The 17656-nt window shown below is 74.2% G+C and carries 16 protein-coding genes and 1 pseudogene; 10 read left to right on the top strand and 7 right to left on the bottom strand.

Going from position 1 to position 17656, the window contains the following annotated elements; all coding sequences use genetic code 11:
• Positions 1-22: 22 nt before the first annotated feature.
• On the top strand, positions 23-556 hold the full coding sequence (locus AB0M80_RS38740) for an EF-hand domain-containing protein (RefSeq protein ID WP_364574894.1): 534 nt from the start codon (positions 23-25) through the stop codon (positions 554-556).
• 66 nt (positions 557-622) lie between these two features.
• Here AB0M80_RS38740 and AB0M80_RS38735 read toward each other — a convergent pair whose 3' ends face one another.
• The 6 genes from AB0M80_RS38735 to AB0M80_RS38710 are packed head-to-tail and all read right to left on the bottom strand — an operon-like array spanning position 623 to position 5931.
• Complete coding sequence (locus AB0M80_RS38735) at positions 623-1027, bottom strand: hypothetical protein (RefSeq protein WP_364574892.1); 405 nt, start codon at positions 1025-1027, stop codon at positions 623-625.
• The gene (locus AB0M80_RS38730) at positions 1024-1926 is read right to left on the bottom strand and encodes a Gfo/Idh/MocA family oxidoreductase (RefSeq protein WP_364574890.1); all 903 of its coding nucleotides are present in this window, start codon (positions 1924-1926) and stop codon (positions 1024-1026) included. The genes AB0M80_RS38735 and AB0M80_RS38730 overlap by 4 nt, the downstream gene beginning before the upstream one ends.
• The gene (locus tag AB0M80_RS38725; protein ID WP_364574888.1) at positions 1923-3014 is read right to left on the bottom strand and encodes an Ldh family oxidoreductase; all 1092 of its coding nucleotides are present in this window, start codon (positions 3012-3014) and stop codon (positions 1923-1925) included. Before AB0M80_RS38725 ends, AB0M80_RS38730 begins: the two co-directional genes overlap by 4 nt.
• The gene (locus tag AB0M80_RS38720) at positions 2995-4263 is read right to left on the bottom strand and encodes a M20/M25/M40 family metallo-hydrolase (RefSeq protein WP_364574886.1); all 1269 of its coding nucleotides are present in this window, start codon (positions 4261-4263) and stop codon (positions 2995-2997) included. The genes AB0M80_RS38725 and AB0M80_RS38720 overlap by 20 nt, the downstream gene beginning before the upstream one ends.
• Positions 4257-5111 carry a sugar phosphate isomerase/epimerase family protein gene (locus tag AB0M80_RS38715; protein ID WP_364574884.1) on the bottom strand — a complete coding sequence of 285 codons (855 nt, stop codon included), beginning with the start codon at positions 5109-5111 and terminating at the stop codon, positions 4257-4259. Before AB0M80_RS38715 ends, AB0M80_RS38720 begins: the two co-directional genes overlap by 7 nt.
• Positions 5101-5931 carry a hypothetical protein gene (locus AB0M80_RS38710; RefSeq protein WP_364574882.1) on the bottom strand — a complete coding sequence of 277 codons (831 nt, stop codon included), beginning with the start codon at positions 5929-5931 and terminating at the stop codon, positions 5101-5103. The genes AB0M80_RS38715 and AB0M80_RS38710 overlap by 11 nt, the downstream gene beginning before the upstream one ends.
• Before the next feature lie 409 nt (positions 5932-6340).
• Here AB0M80_RS38710 and AB0M80_RS38705 point away from each other — a divergent pair, with 409 nt between their 5' ends.
• From AB0M80_RS38705 to AB0M80_RS38665, 9 genes are read left to right on the top strand one after another with little or no spacing between them, the layout of a single operon-like run.
• Entirely contained in the window at positions 6341-7546 is a 1206-nt protein-coding gene (locus tag AB0M80_RS38705) for a DegT/DnrJ/EryC1/StrS family aminotransferase (protein ID WP_364574880.1), read from the top strand.
• Complete coding sequence (locus AB0M80_RS38700; protein WP_364574878.1) at positions 7543-8682, top strand: DegT/DnrJ/EryC1/StrS family aminotransferase; 1140 nt, start codon at positions 7543-7545, stop codon at positions 8680-8682. Before AB0M80_RS38705 ends, AB0M80_RS38700 begins: the two co-directional genes overlap by 4 nt.
• A gap of 5 nt (positions 8683-8687) precedes the next feature.
• Entirely contained in the window at positions 8688-9359 is a 672-nt protein-coding gene (locus AB0M80_RS38695) for a class I SAM-dependent methyltransferase (protein WP_364574949.1), read from the top strand.
• The gene (locus AB0M80_RS38690; protein ID WP_364574876.1) at positions 9356-10321 is read left to right on the top strand and encodes a UbiA family prenyltransferase; all 966 of its coding nucleotides are present in this window, start codon (positions 9356-9358) and stop codon (positions 10319-10321) included. Before AB0M80_RS38695 ends, AB0M80_RS38690 begins: the two co-directional genes overlap by 4 nt.
• Positions 10318-11679 carry an NAD(P)/FAD-dependent oxidoreductase gene (locus AB0M80_RS38685; protein WP_364574874.1) on the top strand — a complete coding sequence of 454 codons (1362 nt, stop codon included), beginning with the start codon at positions 10318-10320 and terminating at the stop codon, positions 11677-11679. Before AB0M80_RS38690 ends, AB0M80_RS38685 begins: the two co-directional genes overlap by 4 nt.
• A gap of 11 nt (positions 11680-11690) precedes the next feature.
• Positions 11691-13247 carry an AMP-binding protein gene (locus AB0M80_RS38680; protein ID WP_364574947.1) on the top strand — a complete coding sequence of 519 codons (1557 nt, stop codon included), beginning with the start codon at positions 11691-11693 and terminating at the stop codon, positions 13245-13247.
• Between the two features lie 10 nt (positions 13248-13257).
• Positions 13258-14043: a methyltransferase gene (locus AB0M80_RS38675; RefSeq protein WP_364574872.1), complete on the top strand. Its 786-nt coding sequence runs from the start codon at positions 13258-13260 to the stop codon at positions 14041-14043.
• Entirely contained in the window at positions 14040-15605 is a 1566-nt protein-coding gene (locus AB0M80_RS38670; RefSeq protein ID WP_364574870.1) for a CoA transferase, read from the top strand. Before AB0M80_RS38675 ends, AB0M80_RS38670 begins: the two co-directional genes overlap by 4 nt.
• Positions 15602-17245: a fatty acid--CoA ligase family protein gene (locus tag AB0M80_RS38665; protein WP_364574868.1), complete on the top strand. Its 1644-nt coding sequence runs from the start codon at positions 15602-15604 to the stop codon at positions 17243-17245. Before AB0M80_RS38670 ends, AB0M80_RS38665 begins: the two co-directional genes overlap by 4 nt.
• Here the strand turns inward: AB0M80_RS38665 and AB0M80_RS38660 are convergent.
• A pseudogene (locus tag AB0M80_RS38660) lies at positions 17194-17304 on the bottom strand (SDR family oxidoreductase); the annotation flags it as partial. The gene AB0M80_RS38665 and the pseudogene AB0M80_RS38660 sit on opposite strands and share 52 nt — an antisense overlap.
• Positions 17305-17656 lie beyond the last annotated feature (352 nt).

The raw sequence follows: 17656 nt of genomic DNA, 5'->3' as shown, positions 1-17656 counted from the left end.
TCAACGAAGGGATTTTCCCCGTATGACCACCGCACTCACCACCGACCGGCTTCGCCGGCGATTCGCCAAGTGGGACGTCGACGGCAGCGGCACGCTGGAACGCACCGACTTCGAACGCGAGGCGGAGCGCGTCGCGGGCGCGTTCGGCGCCCAGCCCAAGTCCAAGGAGGCCACCGCGCTGAGGGACGCCTTCCGCAACCTGTTCGACTTCCACGCCCGGGAGGCGGGCATTCCGCCGAACGGGTCGGTCAGCGAGGACCAGTTCATCCGGATCAACGAGAAGCTCATGTTCTCCGAGGGGGAAGCGAGCTTCAACCGGGTCCTGCGGCCGGTCATGCAGGCCATCGTCGGCCTCTGTGACCGCAACGACGACGGCATGATCAACCGTGAGGAGTTCGTCGCGTACCTCCAGGGCGTCGGGGTCGACCAGTCCGCCGCGTCGGACGCCTTCCGCCGGATCGACACCGACAACAGCGGTGAGCTGACCGTCGACGAACTGCTGGCCGCGGTGCGGAACTTCCACTACGGCAAGCTCGACGTGCCGCTGCTGGGCTGACGAGCCACGAGACGACGCGGGGCGGCACCTCCTCCGGCCGCCCCGCGTCGGCACGCCCGGACCGCGTCAGCCCACCGGCCGGAAGGTGACCGGCAGCTCGGGCGCCAGCGCGAGGTCGCCGCCCGAGACCGGCGCCGGGGCGGCGATGAGGATGTTGTAGTGGTTCGGGAAGTGGCAGGCGTCGAACCCGTGCACGGTCCCGACCAGCCGGCCGCCGATCCACACTTCGTCGCCGCGATCGAGCACGCCCGCGTTGTGCAGTTCGGCGAACCCGAGAAAGCCCACCCGGTCGATCCGCGCGCCCGGCGCGGTCTCGGCGTGGTCGGTGGTCACCAGTTCGTGCACCTCACCTTCGCGCACGCACCGGCTCGCGTGCGGCTCGAGGGTCATGCCGCGCTCGTCGCGCCGGTGCAGCAGCACCTTGACCAGCGCACCCCGGACGGTCCGCTTGGCGCCGTTCTCGCTCGTCACGCGCGGGTCACCCGGCTTTCCTCGCGGTAGCAGGACTCCACGAGCTCGAGCGCCGCGACACCGTCGCCGGCGGCGCTCCCGCCGACCCGGACGAGCTCGGCGAACTCCGCGACCACACCGCGGTACTCGTGGCCCAGCGACTGTTTGAACCCGTGGTGACCGGCGAGCAGGTCCGCGTACCGGACGGTGCCGTCCGCCGACTCGACCCGCACGTCTTTGACCTCGCCGGGGAACGACCAGTCCAGCTCCACCCGCGCGGTCGCGCCGGAGGACGCGCGCAAGGCGACCACGGCCTGCCGGTCCACCCCGTTGGCCCGCGCGATCTCGACGCCGGTGACGGTGACTTCACCGAGGAACGACCGGACGAGGTCGAACGCGTTCGGCCCGTTGTCGGCCACGCAACCGCCGCCGCACCGCACCGGGTCGAGGTACCACGCGTCCACCCCGACGTGGTCCTCGATCCGTTCGAGGTAGCGCACGGTCACGTGCCGGATCGGGCGGTCCACTGTGGACAACAGAGCAAGCAGGTTGTCGTTGTACCGCCGGTGGAACGCGGTGAACAACGGCCGTCCCGCCGCACGCGCCAGCCGTTCGAGGGCGACGGCGTCGGACAGCGTGGTGGCCAGCGGCTTCTCGACGCACACCGCGACGCCGGCGGCGAGCGCGTCCCGGCACACCGCGGCGTGCGCGTCGTTGGGCACCGTGACCACGACCGCGTCCAGGCCGGTTTCGGCGAGCATCCGGCGGTAGTCGGTGTAGCGAGCGGCGGGCTCCGGCCCGGCGAGCAGCTCGGGCCGCAGGTCGCACACCGCGGTGAGACACATGTCCTGCCGGGGCGCGATCGCGGCGCGGTAGAACGCCCCGATCACGCCGAGGCCGACGAGACCGACGCGGATCACCGCGGCAGTCCCGTCGCGACCAGGTCTTCGTAGACGTCCCGGGCGAGCGGCACGCCCGATCTCCGGTGGGCGGCGGCCCGCTCGGCCTCCAGCCACCCCGGGTAGCGGACCGCGTCCGAGCCCGCCGCGGGCGGGCAGTGCAGGAGTGTGCCGAACATCGCGCCGGCGGTGGCGGCGAACCCACCACGGGGCCGCAGGGTGTCCGGGGCGATCGCGAGCACCAGGTAGCCGATGTCGTCGTCCACGCCGTGGGGTCCGCCGTCGCCCTCCAGCGCGGCGGGAGCGGGCCCGAGCGCGGCGCCGGACAGCGCTGCGGCGAGCAGTTCCACCGCGAGAGCGAGCCCGAAACCCTTGTAGGCGCCGGTCTCCGGGTCACCGCCGAGCCACCGCAGGTGGGCCTCGCCCCGGTCGAACGCCGCCGGGTCGGTGACCGGGTGGCCCTGCTCGTCGGCGAGCCAGCCGCCCGGGACCGCCTCGCCGGCCCGTGCGGCGGCCCGGACGCGGCCGGTCGGCACGACGGTCGTGCTCATGTCGAGGACGAACGGCCGGTCCGGCCGGGCCGGCGCCGCGACACTGAACGGGTTGGTGCCCAGCATCGCCACCGCTCCCCCAGGCGGCCGCGCGATCCGCTGCCCGCCGCAGTTGCTCGCGACCACCCCGAGCATGCCGCGCGCGGCGGCGACGGCCGCGTGGTGCCCGGCGCAGCCGAAGTGCGTGCCGCCCCGTACCGACACGAGCCCGACGCCGTGGTCCCCCGCCTTGTCCGCGGCGAGCTCCACGGCCTCGGTGGCTGCCCACAGGCCGAGCGCGGTTCGGGCGTCGACCACGGCGGCGGGACCGGTGTCGCGGACCACTTCCGGTTCGGCCGCGGGATCGCACCGGCCGGTCTCCAGCAGCGGCAGGTACAGCCGGCGCAGGTTCGCGAGGCCGTGGGAACCGAGCCCGTGCAGGTCGCCGTACAGCAGGGCGGTCGCGGCCGTTTCCGCCCGGGTGGCGGGCACGCCGCGGTCGCGGAACACGCGGGTGGTGAACGACAGCAGATCCGCGTACGGCACGCGGATGCCTGTGTCAGGGAGCGTCAGGGACATGGTCCTCCTCATCGCGCGCCGCGAACTCGGTGAGCACGCGGGTCACGGTGCCGGCGAAGGCGTCGAGCTGGGACAGTTCGGCGAACTCGCCCGCGGCGTGGGCGTTGTTGCCCGCGAGCTCACCCGGCCCGAGGACGACGGTGGCCGCGCCGGGCACGTCGTGCATCCAGATGGCGTCGCAGGTGAACCCGGGTTCGGCCGGGGGCCAGGCGGCGACGCCCGCTGCGTCGAGCAGCCCGGTGGCCCACCGGTCGCGGCAGTCCAGTGCGGGCAGGCCACGTTTGTGCCACCGCAGGGAGACGATCTCCTCGGCGTCCTCCGCGGTGCGGTGCAGTTCCCTGGTCGCGCGGAAGCGGTCGCGGAACTCGGCGAGCCCGGTCCGCAGTGCGCGGGTCACGCGTTCCTCGATGCGCCGGCCCGCGGCGGGCGACGGGTAGGACAGGTTGAGCAGCAGGCGGCCGGTGCCGTAGACGCGGTTGTGGGCCGTGCCGGTGTGCAGCCCCGCGACACACACCCGTCCGCCCGGTTCCACGCCGTCCAGTGCCGTGGCGAGGTGCTGGGCGAGGAAGCCGAGCAGCACCGTCGCGTTGTGCCCGGCGCCGGGCTCGTCGTCGATGCTGCCGGTGCCGTCGACGGCCACGCAGGCCGTCATCGCCGCGGTCGACCTGGTCAGGTAGCGCAGGCCGGTGGGTTCGCAGAACACGTTGAGCCGCCCGACGTGCCCGGCCTCGACGAGCGGACGGGTGCCGTAGACGCCCATGGCGCCGCCTTCCTCCCCCGCGACCGCCTGCACCAGCACCGCGACCCGGTCACCGAGCCCGCGCAGCGCGGCTCGCACCCCGGCGAGCATCGCCACCGCGGGCCCCTTGGCGTCGATGGCGCCGCGGCCGGTGAACCGGACGCCGTCGAACCCGGCGGGCTCGGCGCCGGCGACGGTGTCGAGGTGCACGTTGAACATCACGGCCGGCGCGCCGGCCGGGCCGTGGCGCAGCACCAGGCTCGGCTGCGCGGCGAGGAACCCCGGCTCGCGTGCCCGTTCCCGCACGGCTACGGGCACGTCGTCCCGGTCGAGAACGGCCGGATCCGGCGCGGCGTGGTGGATGGTGGTGAATCCGGCCGCGGTGGCCGCAGCGGCGAAGATCCGCTGCGCCGCCGGCAGGTCGGTGTCCTCGCCTGCCGCCTCGAGCGGGTTGACCGTGGGGATGCGCAGCAGCTCGACGAGCAGGTCGTGGTCGGCGGGGCTCAGCACGGCGTGTCCTCGACCAGTTCCGCCAGCCGGCGCCCGGCGGCGATGAACGACGCCGTGCCGGTCACGTCCGCCCACCAGCCCTCGTGCGGGCGGGTGGCGAGGTGGGGCTCGATCGACAGCGCGCCCGAGTAGCCGCCCGCCCGGAGGAGCCGCAGGCACTCGGCCACCCCGGCCTTGCCGTCGCCCGGCAGGGTGTAGCTCGTGCCGGCCCCGCCGCCGACCGCGTCCTTGACGTGGACGTGGGCCACGAACGGGAGCAGGTCGGCCAGCAGCGACGGCGCGTCGTACCCGTGGGCGACGCCGTTGCCGACGTCGAACAGCAGCCGCAGCGCCGGGCTGCCGACGGCGTCGAGCAGGTCGAGCGTGCGCTCGGCACTCGTCGCCGCCCAGCCCGCGCAGTTCTCGTGCAGCAGGGTGATCCCGGCCGCCGCCGCGAGGTCGGCGAGCACGCGGATCCGGTCGACGACCGCCCGCCGCCAGCCGGCGCCCGTCAACCCGGCGTTCGGGTAGGACATGATCCGCACGAAGCCGGTGCCCAGTTCGGCGCACAGCCCGGCGAGCGCGGCCAGCTCCCCGGTGTCCCGGTCGAGCGGATCGGCGATCGTGCCGGCCCAGCCGCCGATCCGGGAGTCGAGGCACACCACCCGGAGCCCGGCCGCGTGCACCGCGCGGACCAGCCTGGCCCGCCCGGCGCGGTCGAGGTCGGCGACCGCGAGCCCGTCCACGGTGCGCAGCTCCACCGCGTCCCAGCCGAGGGTCCGCACGGCGGCGAGCTGGCCGTCGAGGTCCGGCGCCGCCTCGTCACCGATCCCGCACAGGCCGCCGGCCGGCCAGGCCTCAGCCGGCATGAGCGGGCACGTTCTCGGACGAACGGGCTGCGTCACGGGCTGCGGCCAGCAACCGCACCACGGCCGCGTGCACGGCGAACTCGCCGGGCGGCGTGACCGCCGCGCCCGTGAAGTACCGGTAGGCGGCGAGCAGGAAGGCGCCGAGCGCCTCGTCTTCGAACACCTCGCGCGGACCGGCGCCGACCCGCAGCTGAGCGTGGTGGTCGTCGGCGGACACCGGGTAGTGGCCCACCACCGTCGTGTCCCGCAGGCGCAGGGTGATTTCCCGGCGGCGCACCGGTGAGGTGAGGTCGGAGTGGATCGTCGTGCGCGTGCCGCCGCGGTGCCGCACCGACAGCCAGGCTCCCCCCAGCGGTCCGGCGTGCGGATCGGTCCAGCCGGCGCCGAGCAGCTCGGCCGGCCCCGCGATGGTGAGCGCGACCGCCAGCGCGTGCGGGATCTCGACGTCGAACGCGTCGGCGTGCGCCGGATCGCCCGCCCGGGCGAACCTCGGCTTGTCCTGGCACACGGTGATCGACGCGAGCGGGCCGTGTTCTCCCGAGCGCACCAGCCGGGCGAGCCGCCGCGTGAGGGCGGAGGCGAGCCAGTGCGTCGCCACGACCACGTCGACGCCGTGACCGGCCCGCAGCCGCTCGATCGCCGCGAGCGCGGCGAGATCCCCGGCGAGCGGCTTCTCGACCACGAACCGGCGGAACCCGTGCACCGCAAGGCATGCGAGCACGTCGGCCCGGGTGGCGGGCGGAGTGCACACGTGCACGACGGTGTCGTCGGGCGGCACGAGTGCCGTGAGCCGGTCGAGCGAGTCCGCGACGACATCCACGCCACCGTCACGCAGAGCCAGTCCGGCACGGGAATCGAACCCCACGATCGGATGAGCTCCGAACAGCTCCGGACACGTCGCACGCAAGCGTTTCAGCACCGGCACATGCAGGCCCGCCCCCGACCGCCCGAGCCCTACGACCACCGTGTGCGGCATCGCCGTCCCTTCGTCGTGACGTGGTTTTGCGCTGTCCGGCAACGAGAACACCGTCGACCGTAGCGCCGTGGACGATCATTCGCGACCGCGCGTTCCGGCAGGTCCGCTGGGCGTCCTCGCGCTGAGTCGCCGGGTGTTGGTCCAACGAGTCATGACCGGACCTCGACCGGATGATTCCGGCCCGAAGTCCTCGCCGCGGTCGCGTGAGGCGGGCTACGTTCGAATGGCGTCCACCTGCGACAGACGAGGAGCCATGTCCGTAATCTCCCTTCCCCGCAAGGGAAACCAGCCACCCGCCGCGTCCGCGCAGATCCCGTTCTTCAGCCAGGCAGCCGGTTTCCACCGGCTGTGGCCGGACATCGAGGCGCGCCTGCACGAAGTCGCCGACAGCGGGAAGTTCTCCCACGGCGCGCAGGTCGCCCGCCTGGAGCACCTCCTGGCCGATTACACCGGAGCGACCCACGTCGTCGGCGTCAACAGCGGCACCGACGCCCTGATCCTGTTGCTGCGCGCGTGCGGGCTGGGGGCCGGTGACGGAGTACTCGTGCCGGCGTTCACGTTCGTGGCGACCGCGTCCTCGGTCGTCCACGCGGGCGGACGACCCCAGTTCACCGACATCGATCCGGCGACCTACCAGATGTGCCCCGACGCGGCGGCGCGGGCGATCACGCCCCGCACGCGCGCGGTCATGCCGGTGCACCTCTTCGACCGGATGGCCGACGTCGCCGCGTTCGCCGCGCTCGCGTCCCGGCACGGGCTCACTTTGCTGGAGGACAGCGCGGAGGCGATCGGCATGCGCCGGCAAGGCAGGCACGCCGGGCTGCACGGCGTGGGAGGCGTGCTGTCGTTCTTCCCCAGCAAGACACTCGGGGCCATCGGCGACGCGGGCGCGGTGCTCACCGACGATGCGGGGATCGCCACGAGCGTCGCCGCGCTGCGCCACCACGGGCGCCCCGGCGCGACCATCGGCGACTTCCCCGCCATCAAAACCGGCAGTGAGCTGGTCGGGGTGAACAGCAAGATGGACGACGTCCAGGCCGCCGTGCTCATCGCGAAACTGTCCACTTTGGAACAGGACATCGCCCGGCGCGCGGAGCTCGCCGCCGCCTACACCGAGCGGCTGTCCGGCGTCCCCGGCGTGCGCCGGGTGCCCGGTCCGGTCACGGACGGCCGGGACGACCGCGACGTCTGCTACGCCTACGTCATCGAGGTCGAGGACCGCGACCGCCTCGCGACCGCCTTGACCGCCGCGGGCATCGGCACCGAGGTCTACTACCCGGTCCCGCTGCACCTGCAGCCGTGCTTCGCCGGCCTCGGCCACCGGCCGGGCGACTTCCCCCACGCCGAGGACGCCTGCCGCCGCACGATCGCGCTGCCGCTCTACCCGGACCTCACGGTCGCCGGGGTCGACCGGGTCTGCGCGGAGATCCGGCGCCACTACACGGGAACCACCTCGTGACCGCGACGCTGCCGTTCTTCCCGCCGGACCTGTTCGAAGCCGACCGGGACACCCTGATCGGGATCGTCCGCGACCTGGGCACCGCCCCCGCCCAGCGGTTCATTCTCGGCGACCACACCGCGCGCTTCGAGCAGGCGCTGCGCGACACGGTCGCCGGCGCCGACGTGGTGGCCTGCGGCAGCGGCACGTCCGCCCTGTCGCTCGTGCTCGCCGCGCTGGGCATCGGCCCCGGCGACGAAGTGGTGGTGCCCGCGTTCGGCTGTGCCCCGATCGCCGCGACCGTCGTCACCGCGGGCGCCACCCCGGTGTTCGCCGACGTGCGGCCGGACACCATGACGCTGGACCCCGGACTCGCCGAGGCGGCGATCACCCCGCGCACCAAGGCGATCATGCCCGCGCACCAGTTCTCGGTCATGGCCGACATGCCCGCGTTCGAGGACATCGCCGAACGCCACGGGCTGCGTCTCGTCGAGGACTCCGCGGTCGCCCAGGGCGCCACCCTGCGCGGCCGGCCCGCGGGCACCTGGGGGGACGCGGGTGTCTTCTCGTTCGTCCAGGTGAAGTCGTTCGGAATGCCCGGCGAAGGCGGCGCCGTGATCACCAGGAACCCGGATCTCGCCGCGACCGTGCGGATGCTCCGCAACCACGGGCAGGACGGCAAGCGGCGCTTCGTCCACCACCGCGTCGGGTACAACAGCCGGTTCGACGAGGTGCAAGCCGCGTTCCAGGTGCGGCGTCTGCCCGGCCTCGCCGCCCGGCTCGCGCGCCGCGCCGACATCGCGGCGTACTACACCGAACGGTTCGCGCCCCTGTCCGGCCGCGGCATCACACCACCACCGGCCGGCCGGGACGGACGCTGCTACTACGTCTACTGCTTGCGCGCCGACCGCCGGGACGAACTGGCCGCACACCTCGCCGCACACGGGATCGGCACCCACGTGTACTACCCGGCGCCGCTGCCCGCGCAGCCCGCGTTCGCGCGGTACGCCCCACCGGGGGCGGCGTGGCCGAACGCCGTGGCGGCCAGCGAAACCATCCTCGCCCTGCCCGTGTACCCGCACCTGAGCGACGCCCAAGTCGAGCACATCGCCGACGCGGTGGGCCAGTTTGCCGACCGGAAGGAATCCCGACCGTGAACACGATGGCAGGCACGCCAGGCCGCATCGAAGCCGTCACCGACGACGAGATCGCCGGCGAATGGCGGGAGCGCGCGCGGCGAACCGGCCTGCGCCGGGTGATGCGGGCCTCCCAGCCGGACAGCCTGAACGCCGGCGTGACCGCGCGGACCCGTGCCGTCGTGGCCGAACAGCTCGAGCTCGTCGCGGACCGCCTCGGCCGGCCGCCGCGGCGTGCCCTGGAAATCGGCTGCGGCATCGGACGGCTGACCCCGGTCATCGCGGCGCACGCCGAACGGGTGCACGCGATCGACATGACGCCGGCGATGCTGGACCAGGCCCGCGCCACCTGCGCCCACCTGCCTGCCGTGGAGTTCGAATGCGTCCGGGCGGACCGGATGTCCCCGCCCCGCGAACGGTACGACGCCGCGGTGTGCGTGTGGGTCCTGATGCACGTGCTCGACGAGCGCCGGCTCGCCGACGCCTGCCGGGTGATCGCGGCGTCCACGCGGTACCTCACGCTCATCGAGTACGAGCACGCGGGCGTCCCGGTGAGCAGGTGGTCGCGGTTGCGCACGCTCGAGGACTACGTACGGCTGCTGCCGGGCGCCGAGGTCGTCGACGAACAGGTGATCGACTACGGTGGCGACCACTCGTTCGCCGCGCTCATCGCGATGGGTGAGCAGGCTGCCCGATGACCGGCAGCACCGTCCGGGCGGCACCGTCCACCGCACGCGAGGCCAAGCTCGTCAGTTACGCGCGGCTGGCGAAACTCGACGTGTTCGACTACTACCTGAGCCTGCCGGTCGTCCTGTCCGCCGTCCTGGTGCCGATCGCCGCCGTCGACCTCGCGGTGCTGGTGACGCTCGGCCTGTTCGGGCTCGGCGCCGTCCTCATGACCGCCTCGCTGGTCGCGTTCGACGACCTCACCGGCTACCGCGACGGCAGCGACACCGCCAACTACCAAGCCGATCCGACCCTGCGCCGCGCCCGGCGCAAACCCCTCGTGACCGGAGCGCTGACCGAACGCGAGGTGGTGCGGTTCGGATGGCTCACGGCCTTCGCGGGCGCCGCCGTCTTCGCCGTCGCGGTGGCGACCGCGCCATCTGCTCCACAGTGGACAGTCTGGCTGATCGTGGCCAACTTCGTCTTCGGCATCCAGTATTCCTACGGGCTGAAGATCAGCTACCACGGCTTCCAGGAGGCGTACATCGCCGCACTCGGGTGGGTCATGGTGCTCGCGCCCTACGGCCTGATCACCGGCCGCTTCGACGGTTTCGTGCTCGTGCAGGCGCTGCTGTTCGGACTCGGGCCGCTGCTGTTCGGCGTGTACTCCAACACCAACGACATCGCGGGTGACCGCTCGGCCGGCCGGCCGACGGTGGCCGCGCTGACGACTCCCCGCGGCAACCGGCGGTTCATCGCGGCCCTGTCCGTGGCGGAATTCCTCCTCGGCGCGGCCGCGTCGGCGACCGGCGTGGCCCCGTGGTGGTTCGTCCTGCTGATGTTGCCCGTCACCGTCCTGCGGGCCCGCCAGTTCGGCATCGGATTCGGTCCACGCGGTGACATCCTGCGCGCCCGGGCGATCGGGTTCACCGCCCACCGGGTGGGCGCCGGGCTGCTCGTGGCCGCGAACCTGGTCCTGGCGGTCACGAAATGACCGGCGGACGGGAGACGGACGTCGACGTCGCCGTGGTCGGCGCCGGGATCGCCGGGCTGACCGCGGCGCACGAACTGGCCCGGGCGGGCCTTTCGGTGCGGGTTTTCGAGGCGCGGCAACGGGTCGGTGGCCGCATGGCGAGCCACCGCCACGCGGGGTACACGATGGACGAAGGCGCGGAACAGATCCCGTCGAGCGGGTACCGCGCGACGTGGGAGCTGCTGCGCCGCAGCGGGATCACCGAGGCGGACGTGCCCCGGATCGGCGGCCCCATCGCGATGTGGCGCGACGGCGCGGCGCACCCCGGGGTCTCCGACCACCGAGGACTCGTCAGCGGCGCCGGGCTGGGGCTGCGGGCCCGGGTCGACCTGGCCCGGTTCCTGGCCTGGGCGGCGCGGCACCGGCGGCGGTTCGACCCCGACGTGCCCGAGGCGAGCCCGCTGGGCGCCACCACCGTCGCCGCCCTCGCCCGCCGGTACCACCCCGACCTCCACGACTACCTGTTCCAGCCCGTGGTCGGCAGCTTCTTCGGCTGGCAACCGGAACGCTCGACAGCGGCGCCGTTCGTGAGCCTCATGCTCGACGTCGGCCCGCCGTCGACGTGGCGCACCTACCGCGACGGCATGGACACCCTCGCGCGCGGGCTCGCCGCGGACCTCGACGTGAGCACCGGCACCACCGTCACGCACGTGGCCGCCGACGCCGGGATCGCCGTACTCTCCACCGGCCACGGCCCGGTCACCGCCAAAGTCGCCTTGCTGTGCGTACCCGCACCCATCGCCGCGCAACTGCACACCGACGAGCGCGAACCCGTGCGCCGCTTCGTGGACGCGTGCACGTTCACCCCGACGCTGAAGGTCAGCTGCCTGCTCGACCGTCCGCTGCGGCTCCCCGCCCGCAAGCGGCTCTACACGCTGCTGACCCCCGCCGCCGGGGAACCGGTGCTCGCCGGCATCATCGCCGACCACGTCAAACACCCCGGCCGCGCACCGGCGGGCCGCGGCCTGCTCACCCTGATGACCCATCCGTCGGCGATCCCGGACCTGCTGGACGCCCCGGACGACACCGTCGCCGCCGCGCTCGTCGAGCCCGCGGCACGGTACGTGCCCGGGCTGGCGGACGCGGTCACGGCGACCTTCCCCCACCGGTTCCGCCACGGGCTGCCGGAGGCCACCCCGGACGCGTTGCGCCTGCGAGCGGGGTTCGCCGCCCGGGACGGCCGGTACCCGGTGGACTACGCGGGCGACTGGGAATTCCTGCGCCCCAGCAGCGAGGGCGCGGTGCGCTCGGCCGCCCGCACCGCGTCCCGGGTGCTCGCCCACCTCCGGACGCCGGTTCGCGCGAAGGAGCGGGTGTGAAGCCGGACGACATGGGCGTGCTGCTCGACGAGTGCGCCGACCGGGGCGTGCCGACGGTCGTGCACCTGGACCGCCCCTTCGACATCGCCCCGGACGCCGGCACGGCCCACGACGTGCCCGCGCTCGCCCGGCTGGTGCGGACCGCGGCGGGCTGGCTCGCCGCGGCCGGGGCGCGACGCGGCGACCTCGTCGCGATCGTCAAGGACAACCACTGGGACTACGACCTGCTCGCCTGCGCGGCGGTGCGGATCGGCGCCGTGCCGGCGAAGCTGTCCGGCACCCTGCCGCCCGAGTCGCTCGCCGTGCTCCTCGGCCGGCTCTCCCCCGCGGTTCTGGTCACGACCGCGGACGTGCTGGCCGGGGGGCACTCGGCCGGAATCGACCTGACCGCCGCCTGCCGGGTGACGGTGACCGTCGACCGCGAGCACCCGGGCGCGGCCCACGTCGGCGAATTCCGCGACGCCACGGCGCCGCCCCCGGTCCGGCCCCGCGCGGACGACCCGCTGGTGATCATGCACACCTCCGGCACGACCGGTCTCCCCAAGCTGGTGGCGCACTCCACCCGCACCATCATCGGGGCCCTCGCCCGGGTGGAGGCCGGCCGGGTGCCGGTGGCCGGGGTGCGTCGCAGCGACACGGTGACGACCGTCAGCGCCTACGCGCACGGCCGGACGTTCTGCTGGACGGCGAGCGTGCTGTGCCTCGCACCGCGGAAGATCGTGGTGCTGACCGACGCCGACCCGGACCGGGCCGACCCCGTGCTGCGCGCGCACCCGCCGACGGTGGTCGAGGCGCTGCCCACCGCCTACGTGCGGCTCCAGCCGCTGACCACCAGGTTGGACAACGCCTTCCGGGACGTCCGGTTGTTCGTGAGCACGTACGACGCCGTGCACCCGCCGACGGTGCGGAGCTACCTCGCCGCGTCGGCTCGCCGGCGTCCGCTGTGGATGCAGGGGTGGGGGCAGAGCGAGACCGGGCCGATCACGTTCCGCTTCCTGGGCCGGAAGTCGGCCTCCTGGCGCAACGCCGGACGTGCCATCCCGCTGCGCACGCGGCTGCGTGTCGTCGACCCGGCCACCCTGGTCCCGGTGCCCCGGGGCCGGCCGGGTGTCGTGCAGGTCCGCACCCCGGCCCGCTGCCTCGGCTACGTCGGCGAGGACGAGCGGTTCGCGGGCAAGTGCGCGGACGCGTGGTGGAACACCGGCGACTTCGGGGTGCTGAGCCGGACCGGATCCGTGCGGCTGCTGGACCGCGAGGTCGACACCGTGCTGGGGATGAGCTGCCTCGCCGTGGAGGACGCGGTCGAAGACCGCCTCGGCACCGTGGTCGAGTGCGTCGTGCTCGGCCGGGCGGGTGCCCCGCCCCTGCCGGTGGTGGTCGCCGCCGACGGCACGCTGGACCACACGGCCTGGTCGGCGGCGGTCGCGGACCTGCCGCCCATGGCCGAGCCCGTGGTCCTGGCGTGGGAGGACGTGCCCCGCACCGGCACCGGGAAGGTCCGCCGCACCGCCCTGCTCGCCGCGCTCACCGGGAACACCGCCACCGCGGGTTCCGGACGCTGGACCTGATGGAGACACGATGACCCTCGCCGGCCGGCGCTACGTCTTCGACAACGACAACACGCACAGCGACGAGCAGCACCGCTGCCTGGCCGCGGCCTACGACCCGGCCACCACCGGATCGCTCGCCGCGACCGGCGTGGGCCCGGGGTGGCAGTGCCTCGAAGTCGGCGCGGGCGGCGGCAGCATCGCGCACTGGCTCGCCGGCCGGGTCGCCCCCACGGGCTGGGTGCTGGCGACCGACATCAATCCCCGGCACGTCCGCGCGGCCCCCGGCCTCACCGTGGAACGGCACGACGTCGTCCACGATCCCCTGCCGGAGCGGCGGTTCGACCTGATCCACGCCCGGCTGGTCCTGCTCCACCTCCCCGAACGCCTCGCGGTGCTCGACAAGCTGGTGCGGGCATTGAAACCGGGCGGCCGGCTGCAGCTCGACGATTTCGACATCGCCTACGGGCCGGCGCTGGCCGGCCCGGACACCGGGCTGTACGAACGGTTCCTCGACGCCAAGGCCGAGCTGATGCGGACCGCGGGGGCACTGGGCACCTGGGGACGTTCGGTGGGTGCGGCCATGACCGCCGCCGGGCTGGACCGGGTCGAGGCGCGGCCGCACGTGTCGCTGTGGGACCGCGACTCCCCCGGCCTGCAGCTGCTCGTGCACCACACCCGGCACCTGCGGGACGAGTTCGTCGCGGCCGGGTTCTCCGACGACGACCTCGCCCGCGTGCGGGACGTCATGGCGCACGAGGACTTCCGCGCGTGTTCCTGCCTGTTCTACACCGTGTGCGGCCGGCGTCCGGCATGACCGCGACCCTGCCGGCCACCCACCCGGCGACCCGGCTCGCCCGTGACCACCTCGCCGCGCTCGGCGCGGGTGACACCACCGTCGAACCGGCCGTCGGCTGGGCGGGCCCGGTCGATCTGCCGCTCACCGACGAGATCCTCGTGCAGGCGGCGTGCGGGATCATGCACGTCCACGGCCGGGCGCGGGGAGCGCCCGAACCCCTGGCCCTCGACTACGCGACCGCGGTGGCCGGGGTGCTCGCCACGGCCGGGGTGCTCGCCGCGGAGTTCGCGCGAGCCCGTGGCGTGCCGGTACCGGCCGTGCGCACCTCCGTCGCCCAGGCCGCGCTGTTGTCGGTCGGCCAGTACCTGGTGTGCGGGCCGGACGAGGCACCTCCCACGGTCGGCACACCGCCGCCGTTCGTGTCGGGCGACGGTGTCCGGTTCGAGATCGAGACCCTGCGCGCCGAGGACTGGCAACGGTTCTGGCGGACGCTGGGGGCCGGGGAACCGGCCCTGCGGCAGGGGTGGCCGCCGTTCGTGCACCGGTTCGCGACCGCGACCTGCCCCCTGCCCGCCGCCCTGCACGAGGTGCTTTCCGCGCACCCGTTCACGGAGATCGACCGCGCCGGTACCGCGTGCGGCGTGAGCGTCGTCCCCCTCGGTGACGCGCCACCGGTACCGGTGTGGACCTTCACCCCCTTGCCGGGCGGTCCCGGCGCTTCGGCGGCCGATCCCGACATCGACGCGCCGCTGCGGGGAGTGCGGGTGGTCGAGTCGGCGCGCCGGGTGCAGGGGCCGCTGGCGGGGCACGTGCTCGCGTTGCTCGGCGCGGACGTGCTGCGGATCGAGCCGCCGGGCGGCGACCCGGCCCGCGGGGTGCCACCCCTGGTCGACGGGGTGTCCGCGCGGTTCGCGGCGCTGAACGCCGGCAAGGACGCGGTGGAACTGGACCTCACCGAGCCGGCCGGGCGGGCCGCGGCGAAGGAACTGGTCGCCGGCGCGGACGTGTTCCTGCACAACTGGGCACCGGGCCGGGCCGGGGCGTGGGGCCTGGACGCGCCCGACCTCGCGGTGGTGCGCCCCGGGCTGGTGTACGCGGCGGCGTCCGGCTGGGGCCCGCACCTGGGCCCGCGCCCGCCGCTCGGCACGGACTACGTTGTGCAGGCGCACAGCGGGCTCGCCGCCGCGCTGCGCCCGCCCGGCGAGCCACCCGCACCGTCGCTGATGACGATCACCGACGTGCTCGGCGGACTGGTGTGCGCGGTGGGTGTGCTCTCCGGGCTCCACCGCAGGGAACGCACCGGCGCCGGCTGCCGCGCCGACACGTCCCTGCTGTCCGCGGCGAGCACGGTTCCGCGGGCGCGCCGGGAGTTTCGCCGTCCACTGCGGACCGCCGACGGCTACGTCGCCGTGTCCGCCCCCTTTCACGAGGACACCGGCCGGTGGCCGACCGAGGAGCTGCTGACCCGCCTGCATGAGCACGACATCCCTGCGGTGGCCGTCACGACCGACCTGGGCGCGCTCGGCACCGACCCCCGCTTCACCGCGGCACTGCACCGGTCACCATGGGAGTTCGGGTGAGCGCCGGGTGGACGTCGACGGCGGGAGTCGCGATCCCGGACCTGGTGCCCGCGGAACTGCGGCGCGCGTGGGTGACGCGCGGACTGAGCCCCGGCAAGGACCTCCACCGGTCGTTCACCGACCACGTGGACGCGCACCCGGACCGGCAGGCGGTGATCGACGACACCGGCCCGGTCACCTACGCCGGCCTCGACCGCGCCGTGTCCGCCACCGCGGCCGGCCTGCTCGCCGCCGGGCTGGGCCCCCGCGACGTCATCGGCATCCGGATGGTCGACAGCCGGCACGCGGTCGCCGCCGAGCTGGCCGTGGCCGCCATCGGCGCGGTAGCCATGCCGTTCCCCGCCGGGCGGGGCAGCAGGGATGCCCTGAGCCTCCTCCGCCGCGTCAAGGCGACCGGTCTCCTCGTCGACCAGGAGGCCGACGGCGACCTGCGGACCGGCGACCTGCCCCACCTGCGGGCGACGATCGCCCCCGAGCGGTTCGCCACCCGAGCAGCCGCTCGCCCCGCGCCCGCGCCGGTGGCACCGGGCGACCCGGCCCGCATCCTGGTGTCCTCCGGCTCGGAGACCGAACCGAAGATGGTGGCCTACTCGCACGACGCGTTCCTGGGGGGACGCGCGACGTACGTGCGGGCACTGCACGGAGACGACACCCCGATGCGGAACCTGGTGCTGGTGCCGCTGTCGTCGTCGTTCGGCTCGTGCGGGATCCCGGTCACCGTGGCGGCGCTCGGCGCGACACTCATCGTGCAACGGCGGTTCGACCCGGACGCCGCGTTGCGGGCGATCCACGAACACCGGCCCACGCACGTGTTCGGCGTGCCCACCATGCTGAGCCGCCTCGCCGAACGTCACCCCACCGGCCGCCCGCGCGGCCTCCGTGCGCTGGTGTCCAGCGGCGCACCCATGCCACCACCGGCCGCACAGCGGATCCGGGCCCGGTTCCGCACCCCGGTCATCCTCGTGTACGGCTCGACCGACGGCGTGAACTGCCACAACGCCGTCGACGGCCGTCCCGACCCGGCGGTCGCCACGATCACCATCACCGACGAAGCCGGCCGGCCGCTACCGCCCCGCACGTCCGGGGAAATCCGCGCCAGAGGCCCGATGACGCCCCTGTCCTACGTGGCCGATCCCGAGCTGAACACCCGCTACCGCACCCCCGGCGGCTGGGTCCGCACCGGCGACCACGGCTTCCTCGACGAACACGGCGTGCTCCACGTGACCGGCCGCAACAGGCAGGTCATCCTCCGCGGCGGCCGCACGATCAGCCCGGCCGAAGTCGAGACGTGCCTGTCCGGCCACCCCGCCCTGACCGAGGTCACCTGCGTAGGAGTCCCGGACGCCGACCTCGGCGAACGCCTGTGCGCCTGCATCGTGCCCCGCCCCGGTCACCCACCACCCGGCTTGGCCGAACTGACCGGCTACCTCCGCACCCACCACGACCTCGAACCGGTCAAACTCCCGGAACACCTCATCGTCCTGCCCAGCCTGCCCCTGGGCCCGACGGGAAAGGTCTGCCGGACCACCCTCACCCGGCTGGCCGCCACGCCTCGGCCGGGCCGGAACACCGACGGCTCGAACCGTGCTCAGAGCCAGGAGGCGCCACCGTCCACCGGGAATTCGGCGCCCGTGGTGTAGGTGGCGTCGAAGGCCAGGAAGGCCACCGCCTTCGCCACCTCGGCGGGGTCGCCGAACCGCAGCATGGGGGCGGTTTTCGCGGTGAGCGGGCTCGTCGCCGCGGTGGTGGGTGGGCGCGTTCGGCCGGCTGGTGACCAAGGGCCGCCCCCATCCCCCGGCACGACGACGCCGGGCCGACGCGCGAGGCGTCGGGGAACCCGGCCGCGTGGTGCGGTGACCAGCCGGCCCGACCCTGTCGCCGGGTCGATCAGCCCCACATCACCGGACGTGCCGGCGCACCCCAGCCGACCCAACACCGTTATCGCACCACCAACCCCCTCCGCTGACGTACGCTGGGCGCAAGTCACGTGGCCAGTGGGCTCCGGTCCGGGTGCCGGTGGCCCAGTCCCTGGCTTCCGGTTCAGCAGAGAG

Origin of the sequence: Amycolatopsis sp. NPDC051045 (genome assembly GCF_040682955.1) — a bacterium.
Lineage (GTDB): Bacteria > Actinomycetota > Actinomycetes > Mycobacteriales > Pseudonocardiaceae > Amycolatopsis.
The sequence above is the reverse complement of the archived record's forward strand: the minus strand, read 5'-3'. Positions and strand labels throughout refer to the sequence as shown.